14 protein-coding genes are annotated in these 16,769 nt (G+C 61.7%); 3 read left to right on the top strand and 11 right to left on the bottom strand.

The genetic code is table 11. The annotated features are described in order from the left end of the window. Nucleotides 1-21: 21 nt before the first annotated feature. From K6M89_RS11040 to K6M89_RS11015, 6 genes are all read right to left on the bottom strand, one after another. A complete protein-coding gene (locus tag K6M89_RS11040) occupies nucleotides 22-1,449 on the bottom strand; it encodes a gamma-aminobutyraldehyde dehydrogenase (protein ID WP_222139449.1) in 1,428 nt (475 codons plus the stop codon). Nucleotides 1,450-1,462: 13 nt separating this feature from the next. Beyond that, on the bottom strand, nucleotides 1,463-2,275 hold the full coding sequence (locus tag K6M89_RS11035) for an ABC transporter permease (RefSeq protein WP_097580465.1): 813 nt from the start codon (nucleotides 2,273-2,275) through the stop codon (nucleotides 1,463-1,465). Then, nucleotides 2,265-3,227, bottom strand: coding sequence for an ABC transporter permease (locus K6M89_RS11030; RefSeq protein ID WP_222139448.1), 963 nt, complete (start codon nucleotides 3,225-3,227; stop codon nucleotides 2,265-2,267). The genes K6M89_RS11035 and K6M89_RS11030 overlap by 11 nt, the downstream gene beginning before the upstream one ends. Then, nucleotides 3,224-4,210 (bottom strand): ABC transporter ATP-binding protein, encoded by a 987-nt coding sequence (locus K6M89_RS11025; RefSeq protein ID WP_222139447.1) that lies wholly within the window; start codon nucleotides 4,208-4,210, stop codon nucleotides 3,224-3,226. Before K6M89_RS11025 ends, K6M89_RS11030 begins: the two co-directional genes overlap by 4 nt. A 228-nt stretch (nucleotides 4,211-4,438) precedes the next feature. Further along, on the bottom strand, nucleotides 4,439-5,599 hold the full coding sequence (locus K6M89_RS11020) for an ABC transporter substrate-binding protein (RefSeq protein WP_222139446.1): 1,161 nt from the start codon (nucleotides 5,597-5,599) through the stop codon (nucleotides 4,439-4,441). A gap of 120 nt (nucleotides 5,600-5,719) precedes the next feature. Beyond that, the gene (locus K6M89_RS11015; protein ID WP_222139445.1) at nucleotides 5,720-6,628 is read right to left on the bottom strand and encodes a LysR family transcriptional regulator; all 909 of its coding nucleotides are present in this window, start codon (nucleotides 6,626-6,628) and stop codon (nucleotides 5,720-5,722) included. A 179-nt stretch (nucleotides 6,629-6,807) separates the two neighbouring features. Here K6M89_RS11015 and K6M89_RS11010 point away from each other — a divergent pair, with 179 nt between their 5' ends. Then, nucleotides 6,808-7,545, top strand: coding sequence for a hypothetical protein (locus tag K6M89_RS11010; protein WP_222139444.1), 738 nt, complete (start codon nucleotides 6,808-6,810; stop codon nucleotides 7,543-7,545). 206 nt (nucleotides 7,546-7,751) lie between these two features. Here the strand turns inward: K6M89_RS11010 and lysS are convergent, their stop codons facing one another. From lysS to K6M89_RS10985, 5 genes are all read right to left on the bottom strand, one after another. Next, nucleotides 7,752-9,248, bottom strand: a complete 1,497-nt coding sequence (gene lysS, locus K6M89_RS11005) for a lysine--tRNA ligase (RefSeq protein ID WP_222139443.1) — start codon at nucleotides 9,246-9,248, stop codon at nucleotides 7,752-7,754. 22 nt (nucleotides 9,249-9,270) lie between these two features. Continuing rightward, nucleotides 9,271-10,737, bottom strand: coding sequence for a glutamate--tRNA ligase (gltX, locus tag K6M89_RS11000; protein ID WP_222139442.1), 1,467 nt, complete (start codon nucleotides 10,735-10,737; stop codon nucleotides 9,271-9,273). A 243-nt stretch (nucleotides 10,738-10,980) separates the two neighbouring features. Further along, nucleotides 10,981-11,730 carry a TerC family protein gene (locus K6M89_RS10995; RefSeq protein WP_097580513.1) on the bottom strand — a complete coding sequence of 250 codons (750 nt, stop codon included), beginning with the start codon at nucleotides 11,728-11,730 and terminating at the stop codon, nucleotides 10,981-10,983. A 219-nt stretch (nucleotides 11,731-11,949) separates the two neighbouring features. Beyond that, on the bottom strand, nucleotides 11,950-12,789 hold the full coding sequence (locus tag K6M89_RS10990) for an AraC family transcriptional regulator (RefSeq protein ID WP_222139441.1): 840 nt from the start codon (nucleotides 12,787-12,789) through the stop codon (nucleotides 11,950-11,952). A gap of 106 nt (nucleotides 12,790-12,895) precedes the next feature. Continuing rightward, complete coding sequence (locus K6M89_RS10985) at nucleotides 12,896-13,576, bottom strand: TetR/AcrR family transcriptional regulator (RefSeq protein ID WP_097580456.1); 681 nt, start codon at nucleotides 13,574-13,576, stop codon at nucleotides 12,896-12,898. Nucleotides 13,577-13,727: 151 nt separating this feature from the next. Between K6M89_RS10985 and K6M89_RS10980 the strand changes: the two genes are divergently transcribed. Further along, nucleotides 13,728-14,942 carry an HlyD family secretion protein gene (locus tag K6M89_RS10980; protein ID WP_222139440.1) on the top strand — a complete coding sequence of 405 codons (1,215 nt, stop codon included), beginning with the start codon at nucleotides 13,728-13,730 and terminating at the stop codon, nucleotides 14,940-14,942. A 27-nt stretch (nucleotides 14,943-14,969) separates the two neighbouring features. Next, complete coding sequence (locus K6M89_RS10975) at nucleotides 14,970-16,568, top strand: DHA2 family efflux MFS transporter permease subunit (RefSeq protein ID WP_222139439.1); 1,599 nt, start codon at nucleotides 14,970-14,972, stop codon at nucleotides 16,566-16,568. Nucleotides 16,569-16,769: the final 201 nt, after the last annotated feature.

Below are 16,769 nucleotides of genomic sequence, written 5' to 3'. Positions count from 1 at the left end.
CCCAGATCCTGCCTTGCGCCGTTAGCCGTGATTGATCATCACGTGGCGAACGGCGGTGTAATCCTCCAGCGCATAGGTCGACAGGTCCTTGCCGTAGCCAGACTGTTTGAGACCGCCATGCGGCATCTCGTTGACCAGCATGAAATGCGTGTTGATCCAGGTGCAGCCATATTGCAGCCGGGCGGCGGTCTTCATGCCGCGGCCGATATCCTTGGTCCAGACCGAGGAGGCCAGGCCGTAATCGCTGTCGTTTGCCCAGGCGACGGCATCGTCGGCATCGGAAAAGCGGGTGACTGAGACGACCGGGCCGAAGACCTCGCGGCGGACGATCTCGTCGTCCTGCACGGCGCCTGCAATGACGGTCGGGGTGAAGAAGAAGCCCTTGTCGCCGGAAACCTTGCCGCCGGCGGTGATCTCCATGTGCTTGTGTTCGGAGGCGCGGGCGACGAAGCTTTCGACGCGATCGCGCTGGCGCCGGGAGATCAGCGGGCCGATTTCGTTTTCGGTATCGTCGGCGTGGTTGAAGCGGATGCTTGCGACGGCCGAGGAGAGATCGGCGACGAAATTGTCGTAGACCCTGGCGTCGGCATAGATGCGGCAGGCGGCCGTGCAATCCTGTCCGGCATTGTAATAGCCGAAGGTGCGGATGCCTGACACGACGGCATCGATATCGGCGTCATCGAAGACGATAACCGGCGCCTTGCCGCCGAGTTCCAGATGGGTGCGCTTGACCGTTTTGGCGGCGGCCTGCAACACCTTTTTGCCGGTGGCGATATCGCCTGTTATCGAGACCATGCCGATCTTGGCGTGATTGATCAGCGCGTTGCCGACGCTTTCGCCGCGGCCGAGGATGACGTTGACGACGCCTTCGGGCAGGATTTTGGAGAGCAACCTCGCCATCTTCAACGCCGTCAGCGGCGTCTGCTCCGAAGGTTTGAAGACGACGGTATTGCCGCCGGCGATCGCCGGCGCCAGTTTCCAGGCCATCATCATCAGCGGATAGTTCCACGGCGCGATCGAGCCGACGACGCCGATCGGATCGCGGCGGATCATCGAGGTGTGGCCGGGCAGGTATTCGCCCGCGGCCGGTGCATGCAGGTTGCGCACGGCACCGGCGAAGAAACGATAACAATCGACGATCGCCGGGATTTCATCGTTCAGCACTGATTTGATCGGCTTGCCGCAATTCAAAGCCTCCAGTGCGGCGAAGCCGGCGGCATCCTTCTCGATGGCGTCGGCGATCTTCAGCAGGTAGCCGGAGCGTTCGCCCGGCGTCGTCTGCGACCAGCTTTTGAAGGCTTTTTCGGCGGCATCGACTGCGGCGTCGACCTGGGACAGCGAGGCTTCGGGAAGGTCGGTCACCGTCTCGCCGGTCTTGGGGTTCAGGATGTGCTCTTCCGTCTCCGTGCCTTTTTCGAAGCGGGAACCGATCAGCATTTGGGTATCCATGATGTTCTCCCTGTTATTTGCCGGCGCCGGCAATCTGGTCGCCGTCGCGGGTGAGGTAATAGGCTGCCAGGATCGGCAGGAAGGTGACGAGCACCACGACCATGGCGACCACATTGGTGACCGGGCGCTGGCGCGGGCGGATGAGTTCTTCGAGCATCCAGATCGGCAGGGTCGATTGCTGGCCGCCGGTGAAGGTGGTGACGATGACCTCGTCGAAAGACAGCGCGAAAGCGAGCATGCCGCCGGCAAGCAGGGCGGTGCCGATATTCGGCAGGATGACATGGCGGAAGGTCTGGAAGCCGTCGGCGCCGAGGTCCATCGAGGCCTCGATCAGCGAGCCGGAGGTGCGGCGGAAGCGGGCGACGGCATTGTTGTAGACGACGACCACGCAGAAGGTGGCGTGGCCGAGCACGATGGTCCAGACCGAAAACGGGATGTCGAACAGGCTGAAGGCGGAGCGCAGCGCAATGCCGGTAATGATGCCGGGAAGGGCGATCGGCAGGATGACCAGCAACGAGATCGCCTCGCGGCCGAAGAACTTCGTCTGGCTGACGGCTGCCGCGCAGAGCGTGCCGAGGACGAGCGCGATCGCGGTGGCGATGACGGCGACCTGGACGGAGAGACCGAGCGCCGACCAGACGTCCGGCCGGTTCCACGCTATCGTGAACCACTGCAGCGTCAGGCCCGGCGGCGGCCATTGATAGCTCTTTTCCTCCGTCGTGAAGGCATAGACGAAGATCAGCAGGATCGGCAGGTGCAGGAAGAGCAGTCCGCCGGCGGCGGCGATCTTCAAGGGCAGCGGCGATCTCTTGAGATCAGAGCGCATCGAAGGCCCCCAGCTTTTTGGCGAGCGACAGGTAAAGCGCCATGATGACGATCGGCACGACGGAGAAGGCGGCGGCGAGCGGCACGTTGCCGGCCGTCCCCTGCTGGGCGTAGACGGCTTGGCCGATGAAGAGCCGGGACGAGCCGATGATCTGCGGAATGATGTAATCGCCCAATGTCAGCGAGAAGGTGAAGATCGAACCGGCGACGATGCCGGGCAACGCTAAAGGCAGCAGCACGGTGCGGAAGGTCTGGCGCGGCGTCGCGCCGAGATCGGCCGAGGCCTCGATCAGATTGCCGGGCACACGCTCGAGGGCCGCCTGCGTCGGCAGGATCATGTAGGGGAGCCAGATATAGACGAAGACGATGAAGGTGCCGAGGTAGCTCACCGAGAGCGAATTGCCGCCGATGACGGGCAGATTGAGCATGCCGTCGAGCAGCCAGGCGAGATGCAGCTTTTCAAAGATCCAGGTGAGGATGCCTTCCTTGGCGAGGATCAGCTTCCAGGCGTAGATCTTGACGAGATAGCTCGACCACAGCGGCAGCATGACGCCGAGATAGAAGAGCACCTTCCATTTACCTTGCGCATAACGCGCCGCGTAATAGGCGATCGGAAAGGCGATCACCGCGGCGGCAACGGTAACCAGCGCCGCCATGACGACGGTGCGGATGATGATGTCGAAATTCGTCGGACTCAGAAGCTGGGCGTAGGTCGCAAGGGTGAATTCGTAATTCACCAGGCCGGAAAAATCGTCGATCGAGAAGAAGCTCTGCAGCAGCAGGGCGATCAGCGAGCCGATATAGATGATGCCGAGCCAGAGCAGCGGCGGCGTCAGCATCAGGAAGAGCAGGAGTTTCGGGTGCCGCCAGAAGGCGTCCGACATGCGGCCGAAGAGCCCGCTGCGTCCCGGCAGGATCGATGTCTTGGCGTCGGAGAGGGTGAGCGCCGTCATGCCGCATCGTCCATGTAGTGGATATCGGCAGCCTGCCAGGCAAGCCGGATACCGGTGCCGATGTCGGGCACAGGCGCGCCGGCCGGCAGCATGACATGCAGCCGGCTGCCGCGGAGATCGACGCTGAGGCGAGTGGCGGCGCCGAGGAAGCTTGCATGTTCGATGGTCGCCTCGATGCCGTCGCTTGCCAGGCGGATCGCTTCCGGACGCAGGCTCGCCCAGCGTTTCTCGCCGCCGAGCGTGGCCATCAGATCCGGCCCGATGACATTCGAGGAGCCGACGAAATCGGCGACGAAGCGGGTCCTCGGGCGGCGGTAGATATCCTGCGGCGTGCCTTCCTGGACGATGTTGCCATTGTTGAAGACGGCAACACGATCGGCCATGGACAGCGCCTCGCCCTGATCGTGCGTGACGAAGACGAAGGTGATGCCGAGCGCGCGTTGCAGGCTCTTCAATTCTTCCTGCATCTGCTCGCGCAGCTTCAGGTCCAGCGCGCCGAGCGGCTCGTCGAGCAGCAGTACCTTCGGCTTGTTAACGAGGGCGCGGGCGAGCGCCACGCGCTGCCGCTGGCCGCCGGACAGCTGACCGGGGCGGCGGGCGCCGTAGCCCGGGAGCTTGACGAGTTCGAGCGCATCGCCCGCCGCCTTTAGTCTTTCCGCCTTGCCGACGCCCTTGACCATCAGCCCGTAGGCGACATTGTCGAGGATGTTGAGATGCGGGAAGAGCGCGTAGTCCTGGAATACGGTATTGACGTTGCGGCGATAGGGCGGAACGCCGTCGGCCGTCTCGCCGAAAATCTGGATATGGCCGGCGCTCGGCTGCTCGAAGCCGGCGATCAATCTCAGGCACGTCGTCTTGCCGGAGCCGGAGGGGCCGAGCATGGTGAAGAATTCGCCGGCCGCGATCTCGAGATCGACGCCGTCGACGGCGCGAACCTGGCCGAAATAGCGCGATACCTGCTGGAAACGGACGGCTGACGTCATTGGAGCTCCGGAAATTGTCATCTGGCTTCTCCCTAGTAGGAGAGCTGAATGCAGCGGGAGCGCTGGCTCCCTCTTCTCCCCAGCGGGGAGAAGGTCGCCCGAAGGGTCGGATGAGGGGGACGGTGAGGCATGTGCGACCTCGCTTGGCTCGGTCGTTCGCTCCTTCGTCGCCCACCCCCTCATCTGTCCTTCGGACATCTTCTCCCCGTTGGGGAGAAGGGAAGTAGCTCACCGCCCGCCGATCACGCCGATATAGTCCGACACCCAGCGATGGTAGGGTACGCATTCAGTCTGCGTCGCGCATTTGGCGACCGGGGTCTTCCAGAACTTGATCTTGTCGAAGTGATCGAAGCCGTTGGTGGCGCAGCCGGCATCGCCCATCAGTTCGTTGCCCTTGCAGGCGGCGGGAACGGAGGGGACGGCGCCGAACCAGGCGGCGGCGTCGCCCTGGACCTTGGCCTGCAGCGAATGTTCCATCCACATATAGGCGCAGTTCGGATGTTCGCTGTCGGCGTGCAGCATGGTGGTGTCGGCCCAGCCGGTGACGCCTTCCTCCGGGAAGGTGGAGGCGATCTTCTGCTTGTCGGCCTGCAGCAGGTTGACCTGGAAGGGCCAGGAGCCGGAGGCGACGACGCCTTCGTTCTTGAAGTCGTCGATCTGGATCATCGCATCGTGCCAGTAGCGCGAGACCAGCTTGCGCTGGCCGCGCAGCAGGTCGAGGGCCGCCTTGTACTGATCTTCGGTCAGCTCGTAGGGGTCCTTGATGCCGAGATCCGGCTTGTGGGCCATCAGATACATGGCGGCGTCGGCAATATAGATGGCGCCGTCATAGGCCTGGACGCGGCCCTTGTTCGATTTGCCGTCGGGCAGCGTCTGTTCCTCGAAGACGACGTTCCAGCTGGTCGGCGCCTTGTCCTTGAAGGCATCGGTATTGTACATCAGCACATTCGGGCCCCAGAGGTAGGGCACGCCGTAATGTACGTCGCCGACCGTATACCAGGCGCCGTTCTGCAGGCGCTGGTCGACGGTCTTGAAGCTCGGGATCAGATCGGTGTTGATCGGCTGAACACGCTTGCCGGCGATGAGGCGCAGCGACGCATCGCCCGATGCGGTGACCAGGTCGAAGCCGCCCTCGTTCATCAGCGAGACCATTTCATCCGAGGTGGCGGCGGTCTTAACGGAAACTTTGCAGCCGGTCTCCTTTTCGAAGCCGCTGACCCAGTCGTAGTTCTTGTCGGTTTCGCCGCGTTCGATGTAGCCGGCCCAGGCGACGATGCTGACCGCACCCTCGCCTTTGCCGAGCGCCTTCAGCGGTTCGGCGGCGGTCACCTGCGTCGCGAAGCTCAGGCAGGCGATCGCTGCCGTGCAGGATTTCAAGAGATTCGTCATCGTCCGGCTCCCGGTCTGGCGCCACTTTCCGTGGCGGTTTGTTCCCGCTCAAGAAGGTGATCCCAAATGGGCGCTTTCGCAAATTCATTTATCAGAAAGGCGATATCGGAAATTCCGATATCAGCGGACGCGACCGGATCGCAGGCTTTCGGCGATGCCGACGAAGTCGCGCGCCGCCTGCGGCAGGCTGGAGCCCTTGCGCCAGACCATGCCGACCTGGACCACCGGCAGCGAACCGGAGACGTCGCGGCTCTCGATGCGGTCGCCTTCCAGCGACCACGGGCGGTAGACGAGATCGGGAAGCAGCGCCACGCCGGCGCCCGTTGCGACCAGGCTGCGCACCGGCTCCACCGAGCGGGTGCGGAAGGCGACATGCGGGCGGGCGCCGAGCGCCGACAGTAGCTTGCCGGTATTCTCCTCGATTTCGTCGACGGTCAGCATGATCAGCGGTTCGCGGGCGATATCGGCCACCGAGATAATGTCGGCCGAAACCAGCGGATGGCCCATCGGCAGCCATAGCCGATAGGGTGAGGTTTCGAGGATTTCCGCCTGCAGCGCCATGCGGTCGCGCAGGTTCGATATCACCATGACCGCGACATCGAGTTCGCCGCCGACCAGGAGATGCTCGAGATAACCGCCATTGTCCTCTATCGCACTGACCTCGACGCCAGGACAGGCGCGCCGGTATCGCGCCAGCAAGTCGGAGAGAACGTAGCCGGCGACCAACGAAGTGACGCCGATGTTCAGCGTGCCGGAAAGGGCGCTCTGCCGGCCGGAGAAGCTGGTGCGCGCATCGGAGACGGAGGCGAGAATCTTGGTCGCGTGACGGAGGAACTGGTGTCCGTTGTGGGTGATCGTCAGGCCGCGCGGATGGCGCTCGAAGAGCTCGACGCCGAGATCGGTTTCGAGCTCCTTCAGCGCTTCCGTCACCGAGGATTGCGAGATCGAAAGGTTCTGCGCGGCGCGTGTCACCGAACCTTGTTCGGCGACGGCGACAAAATATTGGATCTGGCGAAGCGTGAAGGCCATCAGCGTTTAGAGCATGGCGGAATGTGCGGTGGCAAGCGGTTGAAAAAGACGGACCTTTTTTGGTGTTTTTTCAAAATGGAGCAGGCTTGGCATGCTCACTTAAACTTTCGGAAACGTCATTTCTCTAGCATTCCCAGCACCTATCCTGCGTTGGAGTTTGAGATGGCGGAGCAGTTGGCGTGAAGGCCTTACTGCGCATATTCCGGCCCTCCCGGAAATTGGCAATCATCATCGGCGGCGTCTCGCTTCTGGCGGGCGTTTCCGGTGGTGCGGCGCTTTATGTCGGCAAGGACAGGTTGATCGGTGTCTCGGGCGGCGGTTCCGGGCTCGAATGCTCCGACGTCAACCTGGTGACGATCAAGAAGCAGGATCACGTCTGGGTGCGGAAATACATCAAGACCGAACCGACCGACGGCATGACGCGTGTCAGGACCGCGCTGCGTGTCGCCCAGGCTGTTTATGCCGCACAGAAACCGGATCTGGTACAGGTGGTGGTGCTCGACGAGAACGGCCCGACGCTGCGCGCCGATATTCGCGGCCGGGCAATCGGCGCCGACGTCGTTTACATCCCGCATCCCGACAAGGCGGTTCCCGGTCTCGACGACAAGCCCTATACGGCGCGCTACTATGACGGCAAGGCCAGCGAAAACGGGCTGTTCTTCGGCGAGCGCATCGACTTGCCGGCTGATGAGATCGCGATGATCAGCGCCTCGTTCAAGGATCCCGAGGATTGCGTCGACCCGGTCGCCGTCGGCTCGACCAATAGCGAAGAAAAGGGCATGAAGGATGCTGGCGGCGGACATGGCGCACCAGCAGCCGAAAGCGAAGCCGCGCCCGCCGGCGAGAGCGGCAGCCCCGGCGTGGTGGCTGAGGCGCCCGCCGAAGAGCCGCCGGCGGAAGCTCCAAAGACACACTGACCGCCGCATGAAAAAAGCGGAGCGCCCCCTACAGCGCCTGCGCCCCCTACAGCGCCTGCGCCCCCTACAGCGCCTGCGCGTCTTATCAGACGCGCAAAGGATGCTGTAGCACTTTTGGATGGCTGCATAATTCTCTCCTTAAATCGATTCCGATTTAAGGAATTATGCAGTGGCACTCCGCTTTCGTTTTCCGACGTCTCTTCCTGTCAGTCGGCTTTGCTGCGGCGGGCCGGGAAGAGGATGACGTCGCGGATCGATGGCGCGTTGGTCAGCAGCATGATCAGACGGTCGACGCCGATGCCGAGGCCACCGGCCGGCGGCATGCCCTGGTCGATCGCATCGAGAAATTCCTCGTCCAGCTGCTTTTCCTTTTCGCCGCGGGCATGCGCCTGTTCGAGCTGCTCGACCATGCGGCGGCGCTGCTCCTCGGGATCGTTGAGTTCCGAAAAGGCGTTGCCGAGTTCCCAGGCGTTGCAATAGGTCTCGAAGCGCTCGACGAGGCGCGGCTCGCCCGGCACTTCCTTGGCGAAGGGCGAGATGTCCTTCGGGAAATGCGTGACGTGGGACGGCTGGATCAGCGTCGCTTCGACCTTCTCCTCGAAGATGAAGGCGAGGCATTCACCCCAGGTCCAATCCTTCTCGACGGCGAAGCCGGCCGCCTTGGCAGCAGCGCGCGCTTCCTCATCGGTCTTGATCGCGAGGAAATCGATGCCGGTCGCTTGCCTGACGGCATCGGGCATCGGCACGCGCTTGAACGGCCCCTTGAAGGACATCGTCTTGTCGCCGAAGGGAAACTCCGTCGTGCCGTGAATGGCAAGCGCCAAGCTCTCGAACAGCCGCTCGACGAGGTCCATCATGTCCTCGTAATCGGCATAGGCCCAGTAGCACTCCATCATGGTGAATTCGGGATTGTGCCGGGTGGAGACGCCTTCGTTGCGGAAGTTGCGGTTGATCTCGAAGACCTTGTCGGTGAGGCCCGAGACCAGCGTGCGCTTCAGGAACAGTTCCGGCGCGATGCGCAGATACATGTCGAGCTTCAACGTGTTGTGATGCGTCTTGAACGGCTCGGCGGTGGCGCCGCCATAGATCGATTGCAGCATCGGCGTCTCGACTTCCATGAAGCCGTCATTCTCCATGAAGCGGCGGATGCCGGAGACGATCTTCGAGCGCTGCTGAAAACGAAGCTTCGAATCCTCGTTGGTCATGATGTCGAGATGGCGCTTGCGATAACGCAGCTCGATGTCGGAAAGGCCATGCCACTTCTCGGGCATCGGCAGCAGCGACTTGGTCAGCATTTCGATCTTCTGGGCGTTGATCGTCAGTTCGCCGCGCTTGGTGCGGCGCACGACGCCGGTAACGCCGATGATGTCGCCGATGTCAATCATCGGCAGCAGGGCGCGGGCTTCCTCGCCGGTGACGTCCTTATGCGAGAAGATCTGGATCTTGCCGGAGGCGTCATGGATATCCATGAACATGCCCGAATTGCGCGAGGAATAGACGCGGCCGGCGACGGTGACGACATCCTGCGTCTCGACATCCGGTTCCAGGGATTCGTATTTGGCGCCGAGCTCGGCGTTGGTCATCGTCCGGTGGAAATGCGCCGGATAGACATCGCCGATCTGCTCGCGCAGCAGCTTCAGCTTCTGGGCGCGCACCTCAGTCGCGTCGGAGGAAAGAGTGCTTTCGGTCTTGTTGTCAGCCACTGTCGAAATCCTCTGACTGTTCTTACTTCGAGCCGACGAGGGCGGCGACCGCCTGCGCGGCGAGCTTCAGGCGCTGGCGCACGACCGAGCGGCCGAGGATCGCCATGGAATCGAAGAGCGGCAGCGAGCGCGATGAGCCGGAGACGGCGACGAAGAGCGGCGAAACCACGACCTTCAGCTTCTTGCCCATGCGGTCGGCGATGGCCCGCAGCTCCGCCTCGATCGTCTCGACATTCCATTCCAAGATCTTTTCGAGATCCGCCTGAACGGTGTTGAGGATCTCGAGAATCTCTTCCGGCGGCGATTTGATCTTGGCGAAGTCGGACGGCTGCAGGCCGAGATCGGACTTCAGCAGGAAGCCGGCGAGATCGGGCAGTTCACCGAGCTTGGAAATGCGGGTCTGCGACAGGCGCAGGCCTTCCTTCAGGCGATCGTTTTCCATTGCCCAGGTCAGCACGCGCGCCTGAAACTCCTCTTCGGAGAGCTTTTCGCGGATCCAGCGGCCGTTTAGCCAGTCGAGCTTCTGGATATCGAAGATCGCGCCGGCCTTGGAGAGGTTGTCGGGATCGAACTTTTCCGACAGCTCATCCATCGTCAACAGCTCTTCGCCTTCTGCGATCTGGATGAAGAACAAGCCGAGGAAGTTCATCAGCGCTTCGGGGATATAGCCGAGCGCGGAATAATAGGAGATCGAGGTCGGGTTCTTGCGCTTCGACAGCTTCGACTTGTCGGCATTGCGCATCAGCGACAGATGCATGAAGACCGGCTGGTCCCAGCCGAAATAGCGATAAAGCAGGATGTGCTTCGGCACCGAAGCCAGCCATTCCTCGCCGCGGGCCACGTGGGTGATCTGCATCAGATGGTCGTCGATGACGTTGGCCATGTGATAGGTCGGCATGCCGTCGGCCTTGATCAGCACCTGCATGTCGACGGAATCCCAGGGGATGGAGACATCGCCGTAGACGCCGTCGGTGAAATCGCAGGAGCCTTCGGCCGGGATTTTCATGCGGATGACGGTCGTCTCGCCGGCTGCCATGCGCGACGTCACTTCCTCGGCAGACAGGCTGAGGCAGAGACCGTCATATTTCGGCGGCTTGCCGGCGGCGCGCTGCGCCTCGCGCATCTGCTCCAGCCGCGCGGGCGTGCAGAAACAGCGGAAGGCGTGGCCCTTGTCGAGGAGCTCCTGGGCGTAAGGCTGGTACATCGGCTTGCGGTCGGACTGGCGATAGGGGCCATAGGGACCGCCGATATCGGGACCTTCCTTCCATTCCAGCCCGCACCATTTCAGCGCATCCAGCACCTTCGTCTCGAATTCAGGGGTCGAGCGCGTCGCGTCCGTATCTTCGATGCGCAGGATGAATTCGCCGCCATGCTTCTTGGCGAAGAGATAGTTGAAGAGAGCGATATAAGCGGTGCCGACATGCGGCTCGCCGGTCGGCGAGGGAGCGATGCGGACGCGAACGCCGGTAGCTGTGCCGGAAACTGTCATTGTGTGTGCCCGTCAATGAATGCCGGACGGTTTTCGCGGGAAAGCGACGTTCGGCCGGAAGGATGCAGATATCTTCGGCAAACCGGCCGGAAAAAGGGCATGCGCCCGCACCATCCGCCGATCGTCCGTTCGGCTGGCCTTAGGCCATATTCAATCCGGCGCGTCAAGAAAAACCGCGCCTGCAAAGGGCCTGACGGCGCTAGGGCAGGGCGCGCCGGCTGCGACGCGCCCCTTGCTTCAGTCTCAGTGAGCGCCTTCGCGTTTGCGCTTGCGGGCGTTGCGCGCGAACATGTTCAGCACCTCGACCAGCGCCGAGAAGGCCATGGCGGCATAGACGTAGCCCTTCGGCACGTGGAAACCCATGCCTTCGGCGATCAGCGTCGTGCCGATCATCAGCAGGAAGGCGAGCGCCAGCATGACGATCGTCGGATTCCGCTCGATGAAGTTGGCAAGCGGGGTGGCGGCGACCAGCATGACGGTGACGGCGGCAATGACGGCGATCACCATGATCGGCAGATGCGGCGTCATGCCGACGGCGGTGATGATGCTGTCGACGGAGAAAACGAGGTCGAGCAGCAGGATCTGGCCGATCGCCGATGCAAAGCCGCTCGTTGCCGACGTCGCGATGAAATCCTCCTGATGGTCGATCGGATCGACGCTGTGGTGAATTTCCTTGGTGGCCTTCCAGACGAGGAACAGGCCGCCGGCGATCAGGATCAGATCCTTCCAGGAGAAGCCGTGTCCGAAAGCTTCGAACAGCGGTTCGGTCAGCTGCACGATCCAGGCGATGGTGCCGAGCAGAGCAAGACGCATAATCAGCGCAAGGCCGATGCCGATCTTGCGGGCTCTTTCCCGGTGCTCGGGCGGCAGTTTGTTGGTCAGAATGGAAATAAAGATCAGGTTGTCGATCCCGAGAACGACTTCCATCACCACCAGCGTGATGAGCGCCACCCAGGCGGCCGGATCCTGAATGAGCGTCACAATTTCCTGCATCAGCGTATATCCCCTTTGCGTCACATGAACGATGACGCCCCGCAATGTAGTGTCGGCGGCTTGCCGCGCAAGCGCCGCAAGGGGATATACGAAATCGATGTGACTTTTATTCCTTAGAACAGGATGATTTAAGGCCGGCTCGGCCTTAAATTTGAATCCTGTTCTAAGTTAAAGAGTTAGAGCATGATGTCGCCCGAAAACCGCTCGCACTTTTCGGCATCATGCTCTGATCGGCAACCAGATTTCGGTGACGCCCATGCCGGTATAGGGGTCGAAGCGCTCGTCGTAGCGTTCGAACATGTCGGGCGTCTCGCCGTGCTCCAGACCAGAGGACGGCCACCACGCGCCGAAAATCCGGTTGATTGTGAGAGAAATGCCGGAGACATGGCCGCGATGGGTGAAGACGACGTAGCGCTGGCCGGGAAGCTTGAGCGTCGCAAAATCGGCGGGCAGATCGCCGGTATCGGAAATCTCCACGGCGGCCATGTAGCGGAATTTCTCCGCTTCGCCGTCGATATGGGTGCAGACGCCGTAGGCGACATTGCCTTTCTGGCCGGAGATATGGCCGAAATGGGCATTGAACTTCTGCCAGAGTGAAGGGATGGCGGCATCGCCGCCATGGGCGTAGATCTCCTCCAAGCCGGCAAGAAGCATCGGCTGCAGGGTTTCGAAGCGGGGTGCTTCGAGGTCACTGAGGTGGGCGGGGTCCATTCTGATCGGCTCCACTAAGACAAGGTTACGAGTGTGCCCCTGTCTGCGCACCGCATCCGGCGTCATGCCGAACTGGTCGCGAAAGGCACGGGTGAAAGCTTCGTGGGAGCCGTAGCCCGCGCAAAGCGCAACCTCGAGGATGGTGGATGAGCCGCTGACCAACGCGGGTACGGCGCGGCTGAGGCGCCGCCCCCTGATATAGCCGCTAATCGAGTGGCCGGTGACCAGCCCGAAGACGCGCGACAGATGGTAGCGCGACAATCCGGCTGCTTCCGATATCTCTTCCAGCGATATATCGCTTTCGAAATGGCTCTCTATGAACCAGATCGCCCGTGCGATGGCGCTCATTTTCACTCCCCTGGTTGCGGCTTCTTCCTTAGAGAAAAGTCGAAAGCGGGGTTTGATCGTTCTTGCGGAGTTTTGGCCGATGCACGCGAGCAGTCAAGAAAGCGTATCAGGCGGTGTCGTGCCGGCGCGCGCCATAGGCCGCCATGAAGACCTTGATCGCACCGCGGATAACGCGGTCTATTTCTTCGCGGCTCGGCGGTTCCTCCATGCTGCCGAACAGACGCAGCTTGAAGAAACTGCCGCTGGCAAGATCGAGAAATTGGCCGGCGGCGAGATCGATGTCATCGATCTCGAGCGTGCCCGCAGCGATGTGGCGTTCCAGGAAATCGCGCATTATGGTGCGCAGATTGACCGGACCCTTGAAGAAGCGTTGACAGAGCTCAGGCATCCGGTCTCGAACGCCGAGAACGGTGCGCATCGCGGTGATGACCTTTTCGTCGGTCATATGGGTGACGAAGCTTATCCCGAATTCGTACAGCCCGGATTCGAGGTCGTCGTGTTCGGCAAGCGCCGTGCGGACAGCGGCGACGAAGGCGGCACGCTCGGTGTCGACCATCGCCGAAAACAGTTCTTCCTTGTTGGTGAAGTAGACGTAGAGCGTTCCTTTCGAAACACCGGCCTCACGCGTCACATCGTTCATGCTGGCCGCATCGAAACCCATTTTCATGAAGACGCGCTTGGCGCCGTCGAGGATCTGCTGGCGCTTGGCCGGATCTTCGCCCGCGGCAAATCGGCCTCCAGCAGGAGGAGGGCTGAATACGGCGGCATTCTCGGGTTTCAGCGTCATGTCTCCTTAACCGTGTTTATGGTTTCGCCCTTTGATTAAAAGAAATCGAACCGATTGGTTCTATGCATCTTGATATGACGGTAAAACAGGTTTATGTCAACTGAACCGAACCGTTCAGTTCGATTGATTACTCCAAGATCGGTAAGTGGCCATGTCGAGCAACCAGAAAAGCAACGTCGCGCGAATCATCAGCGAAAAGGCCGAAGCCGAAGAGGTCAAGGCCGAGGTCGCGACTGTTGTGGAGGCTCCGACGGCGGAAGCCCTGGAAAAGCCGTCCGCCCCCGCGCAGTCGGCGCCGGCTCCGGTCGCCGCACCCGCGGCTGCGAAGAAGCGCCGCAGTCCGGTGCTGCCGATCGTCGTGCTCGCTCTTCTGGCGGGCGGCGGCTGGTATGGTTACGAATGGTGGACGAACGGCCGCTTCATGGTGTCGACCGACGACGCCTATATCGAGGGCGATATCGCAACGATTTCGCCAAAGGTCACGGGCTACGTCGCGAAGGTGAATGTGGTCGCCAACCAGGAAGTCAAAGCGGGCGACGTGCTTGCCACGCTTGATAACGGCGACTATCAAAACGCCCTCGATCAGGCGCAGGCCCAGATCGCCACCGAACAGCTTTCGCTGCAGCGTATCGACGCGCAGATCGAAGGCGCCAATGCAAGCCTTGCGCAGGCGCGGGCGCAGAAGGTGGCACTCGAAGCGGCCGTTCGTGGTGCCGAAATCACCCAGAAACGCCAGAGCGAGCTCCAGGCGAAGTCGGTCGGCACCGCTGCCGATCTCGACAACGCCAATATCGCGCTCGACCAGGCCAAGGCCAATCTTGCCGGCGGCGACGCCAACATCACTGCTGCACAAGCCAATATCACCATTCTCCAGGCCCAGCGCAAGGAAGCCGAAGGCTCGGTCCGGGCGCTGGAAATCTCGCGCGACAAGGCCGCCCGCGATCTCTCCTTCACCGTGCTCAAGGCGCCTTACGACGGCATTGTCGGCAATCGCTCGGTCCAAGAAGGCGATCTCGTCTCGCCCGGCCAGCGGCTGATGGCGCTGGTTCCGGTGCATGAGCTCTATATCGACGCCAACTTCAAGGAAACGCAGATCCAGCATCTCGTTGCCGGCTCGAAGGTCAACGTCCATGTCGACGCCTATGACGACCATCCGATCGTCGGCACCGTTGAATCGATCTCGCCGGCGTCCGGCTCGGTCTTCTCGCTGCTGCCGCCGGAAAATGCGACGGGCAATTTCACCAAGGTGATCCAGCGCGTGCCGGTGCGCATTGCGCTGCCGCAGGAGGCGCTCGACAGCGGGCGTCTGCGCGCGGGCCTCAGCGTCGTCGTCGATGTCGACACCCGTACGGCGCCGAGCAAGTAGGCCTTCAGGAAAGGCAGAGGTGATCTGATGGCCGGGAGCGCGACAGCAACGGCGGGGACGATTCCGGTGGCACCCGCCCATGCCGACGAGCGCATGGATCCTAAGAAGCTCATCGCCTTCTTCGCGATGGTGCTCGGCATGTTCATGTCGATCCTCGACATTCAGATCGTCTCGGCCTCTCTTGCTGAAATCCAGGCCGGCCTTTCGGCCGGCAGCGACGAGATCGGCTGGGTGCAGACGTCCTATCTGATCGCCGAAGTGATCATGATCCCGCTTTCGGGCACGCTGGCGCGCATCATCTCGACGCGTTATCTTTTCGCGATCTCGGCCGCCGGCTTCACCATGGCGAGCGCGCTTGCTGCGACGGCGACGAATATCGACCAGATGATCGTCTACCGGGTCATCCAGGGCTTCATCGGCGGCGGCATGATCCCGTCGGTGTTTGCGGCCGCCTTCACGATCTTCCCGCCGTCGAAGCGGAGCATCGTCTCGCCGATCATCGGCTTGATCGCAACACTGGCGCCGACCATTGGCCCGACTGTCGGCGGTTATCTCAGCCATGCCTTTTCCTGGCACTGGCTGTTCCTCGTCAACATCGTGCCCGGCATTATCGTCACGATCGTCACCTGGAACTTCATCGATTTCGATAAGCCGGAACTGTCGCTCTTCAAGAAGTTCGACTGGTGGGGTCTGATCTCTATGGGCGTCTTCCTCGGCGCGCTGGAATATGTGCTCGAAGAGGGCAATTCGAACGACTGGTTCAACGACAGTTTCATCACCAGCGCAGCGGTTGCCTCCGGCGTCGCGGCCATCGTCTTCTTCTATCGCGCCTTCACGGTGGATTTCCCCGTTGTCGACCTCAAGGCTTTTGCCAACCGGAATTTCTCCTTCGGCTCGGTGTTTTCCTTCGTCATGGGCATCGGCCTTTATGGCCTCACCTATATCTATCCGGTCTATCTCGGGCGTATCCGCGGCTATGACTCGCTGATGATCGGCGAGACGATGTTCGTCTCCGGCCTTGCGATGTTCTTCACCGCGCCGATCGCCGGCCGGCTGTCGACCAAGATGGACCTGCGCCTGATGATGGTGATCGGCTTCGTCAGCTTCGCCGCCGGCACATACATCATGATCCATCTGACGGCGGACTGGGATTTCTACGAGCTCTTCATCCCGCAGATCCTGCGCGGCTTCGGGCTGATGATGTGCATGGTGCCGATCAACAACATCGCGCTCGGCACGATGCCGCCTTCGCGCATTCGCGGCGCGTCCGGCCTGTTCAACCTGACCAGAAACCTCGGCGGCGCCGTCGGTCTTGCCGTCATCAACACCGTGCTCACCAACCGGCAGAACGTGCATTACGAGCGGCTGCGGGAAAATATCGACTGGGGCAATCCGGCCGCCGTCGACCAGATGAACAACATGGCCGCCAATTTCAACACATACGGCATGGATGGCGCCTCGGTCGCGATCAAGCAGATGGTCGGCCTGGCCACCAAGCAGGCGGTCATCCTGTCCTTCAGCGATGTCTTCCTGATCCTGACCGCGCTTTTCGTCGCGATGATCCTTGGAGTCGCGATGATCCAGAAACCCGCGCCGCAAGGCGGGGGAGGCGGTGGCGGCCACTGACCTCCGGCCTGCCGCCCCATGAAAAGGTCCTCTCCGGAGGACCTTTTTGTTTGCAGTTTTCCAGCCCCTATGCGATCAGCCAATAATCGTCCTGCTGACCGGCTCCAGGCCGGCGGCGATGCGGGAAACGCGATGGGCGAGTCGCCCGTTCGATTTTTTGATTTACGTACATCAAAATTGGCGTTAATGGTCTCATCAGGA

This window comes from Rhizobium croatiense, from assembly GCF_019793465.1.
In the GTDB taxonomy this organism is placed as follows: domain Bacteria; phylum Pseudomonadota; class Alphaproteobacteria; order Rhizobiales; family Rhizobiaceae; genus Rhizobium; species Rhizobium croatiense.
This window is presented reverse-complemented; position numbering and strand designations above follow the sequence as displayed.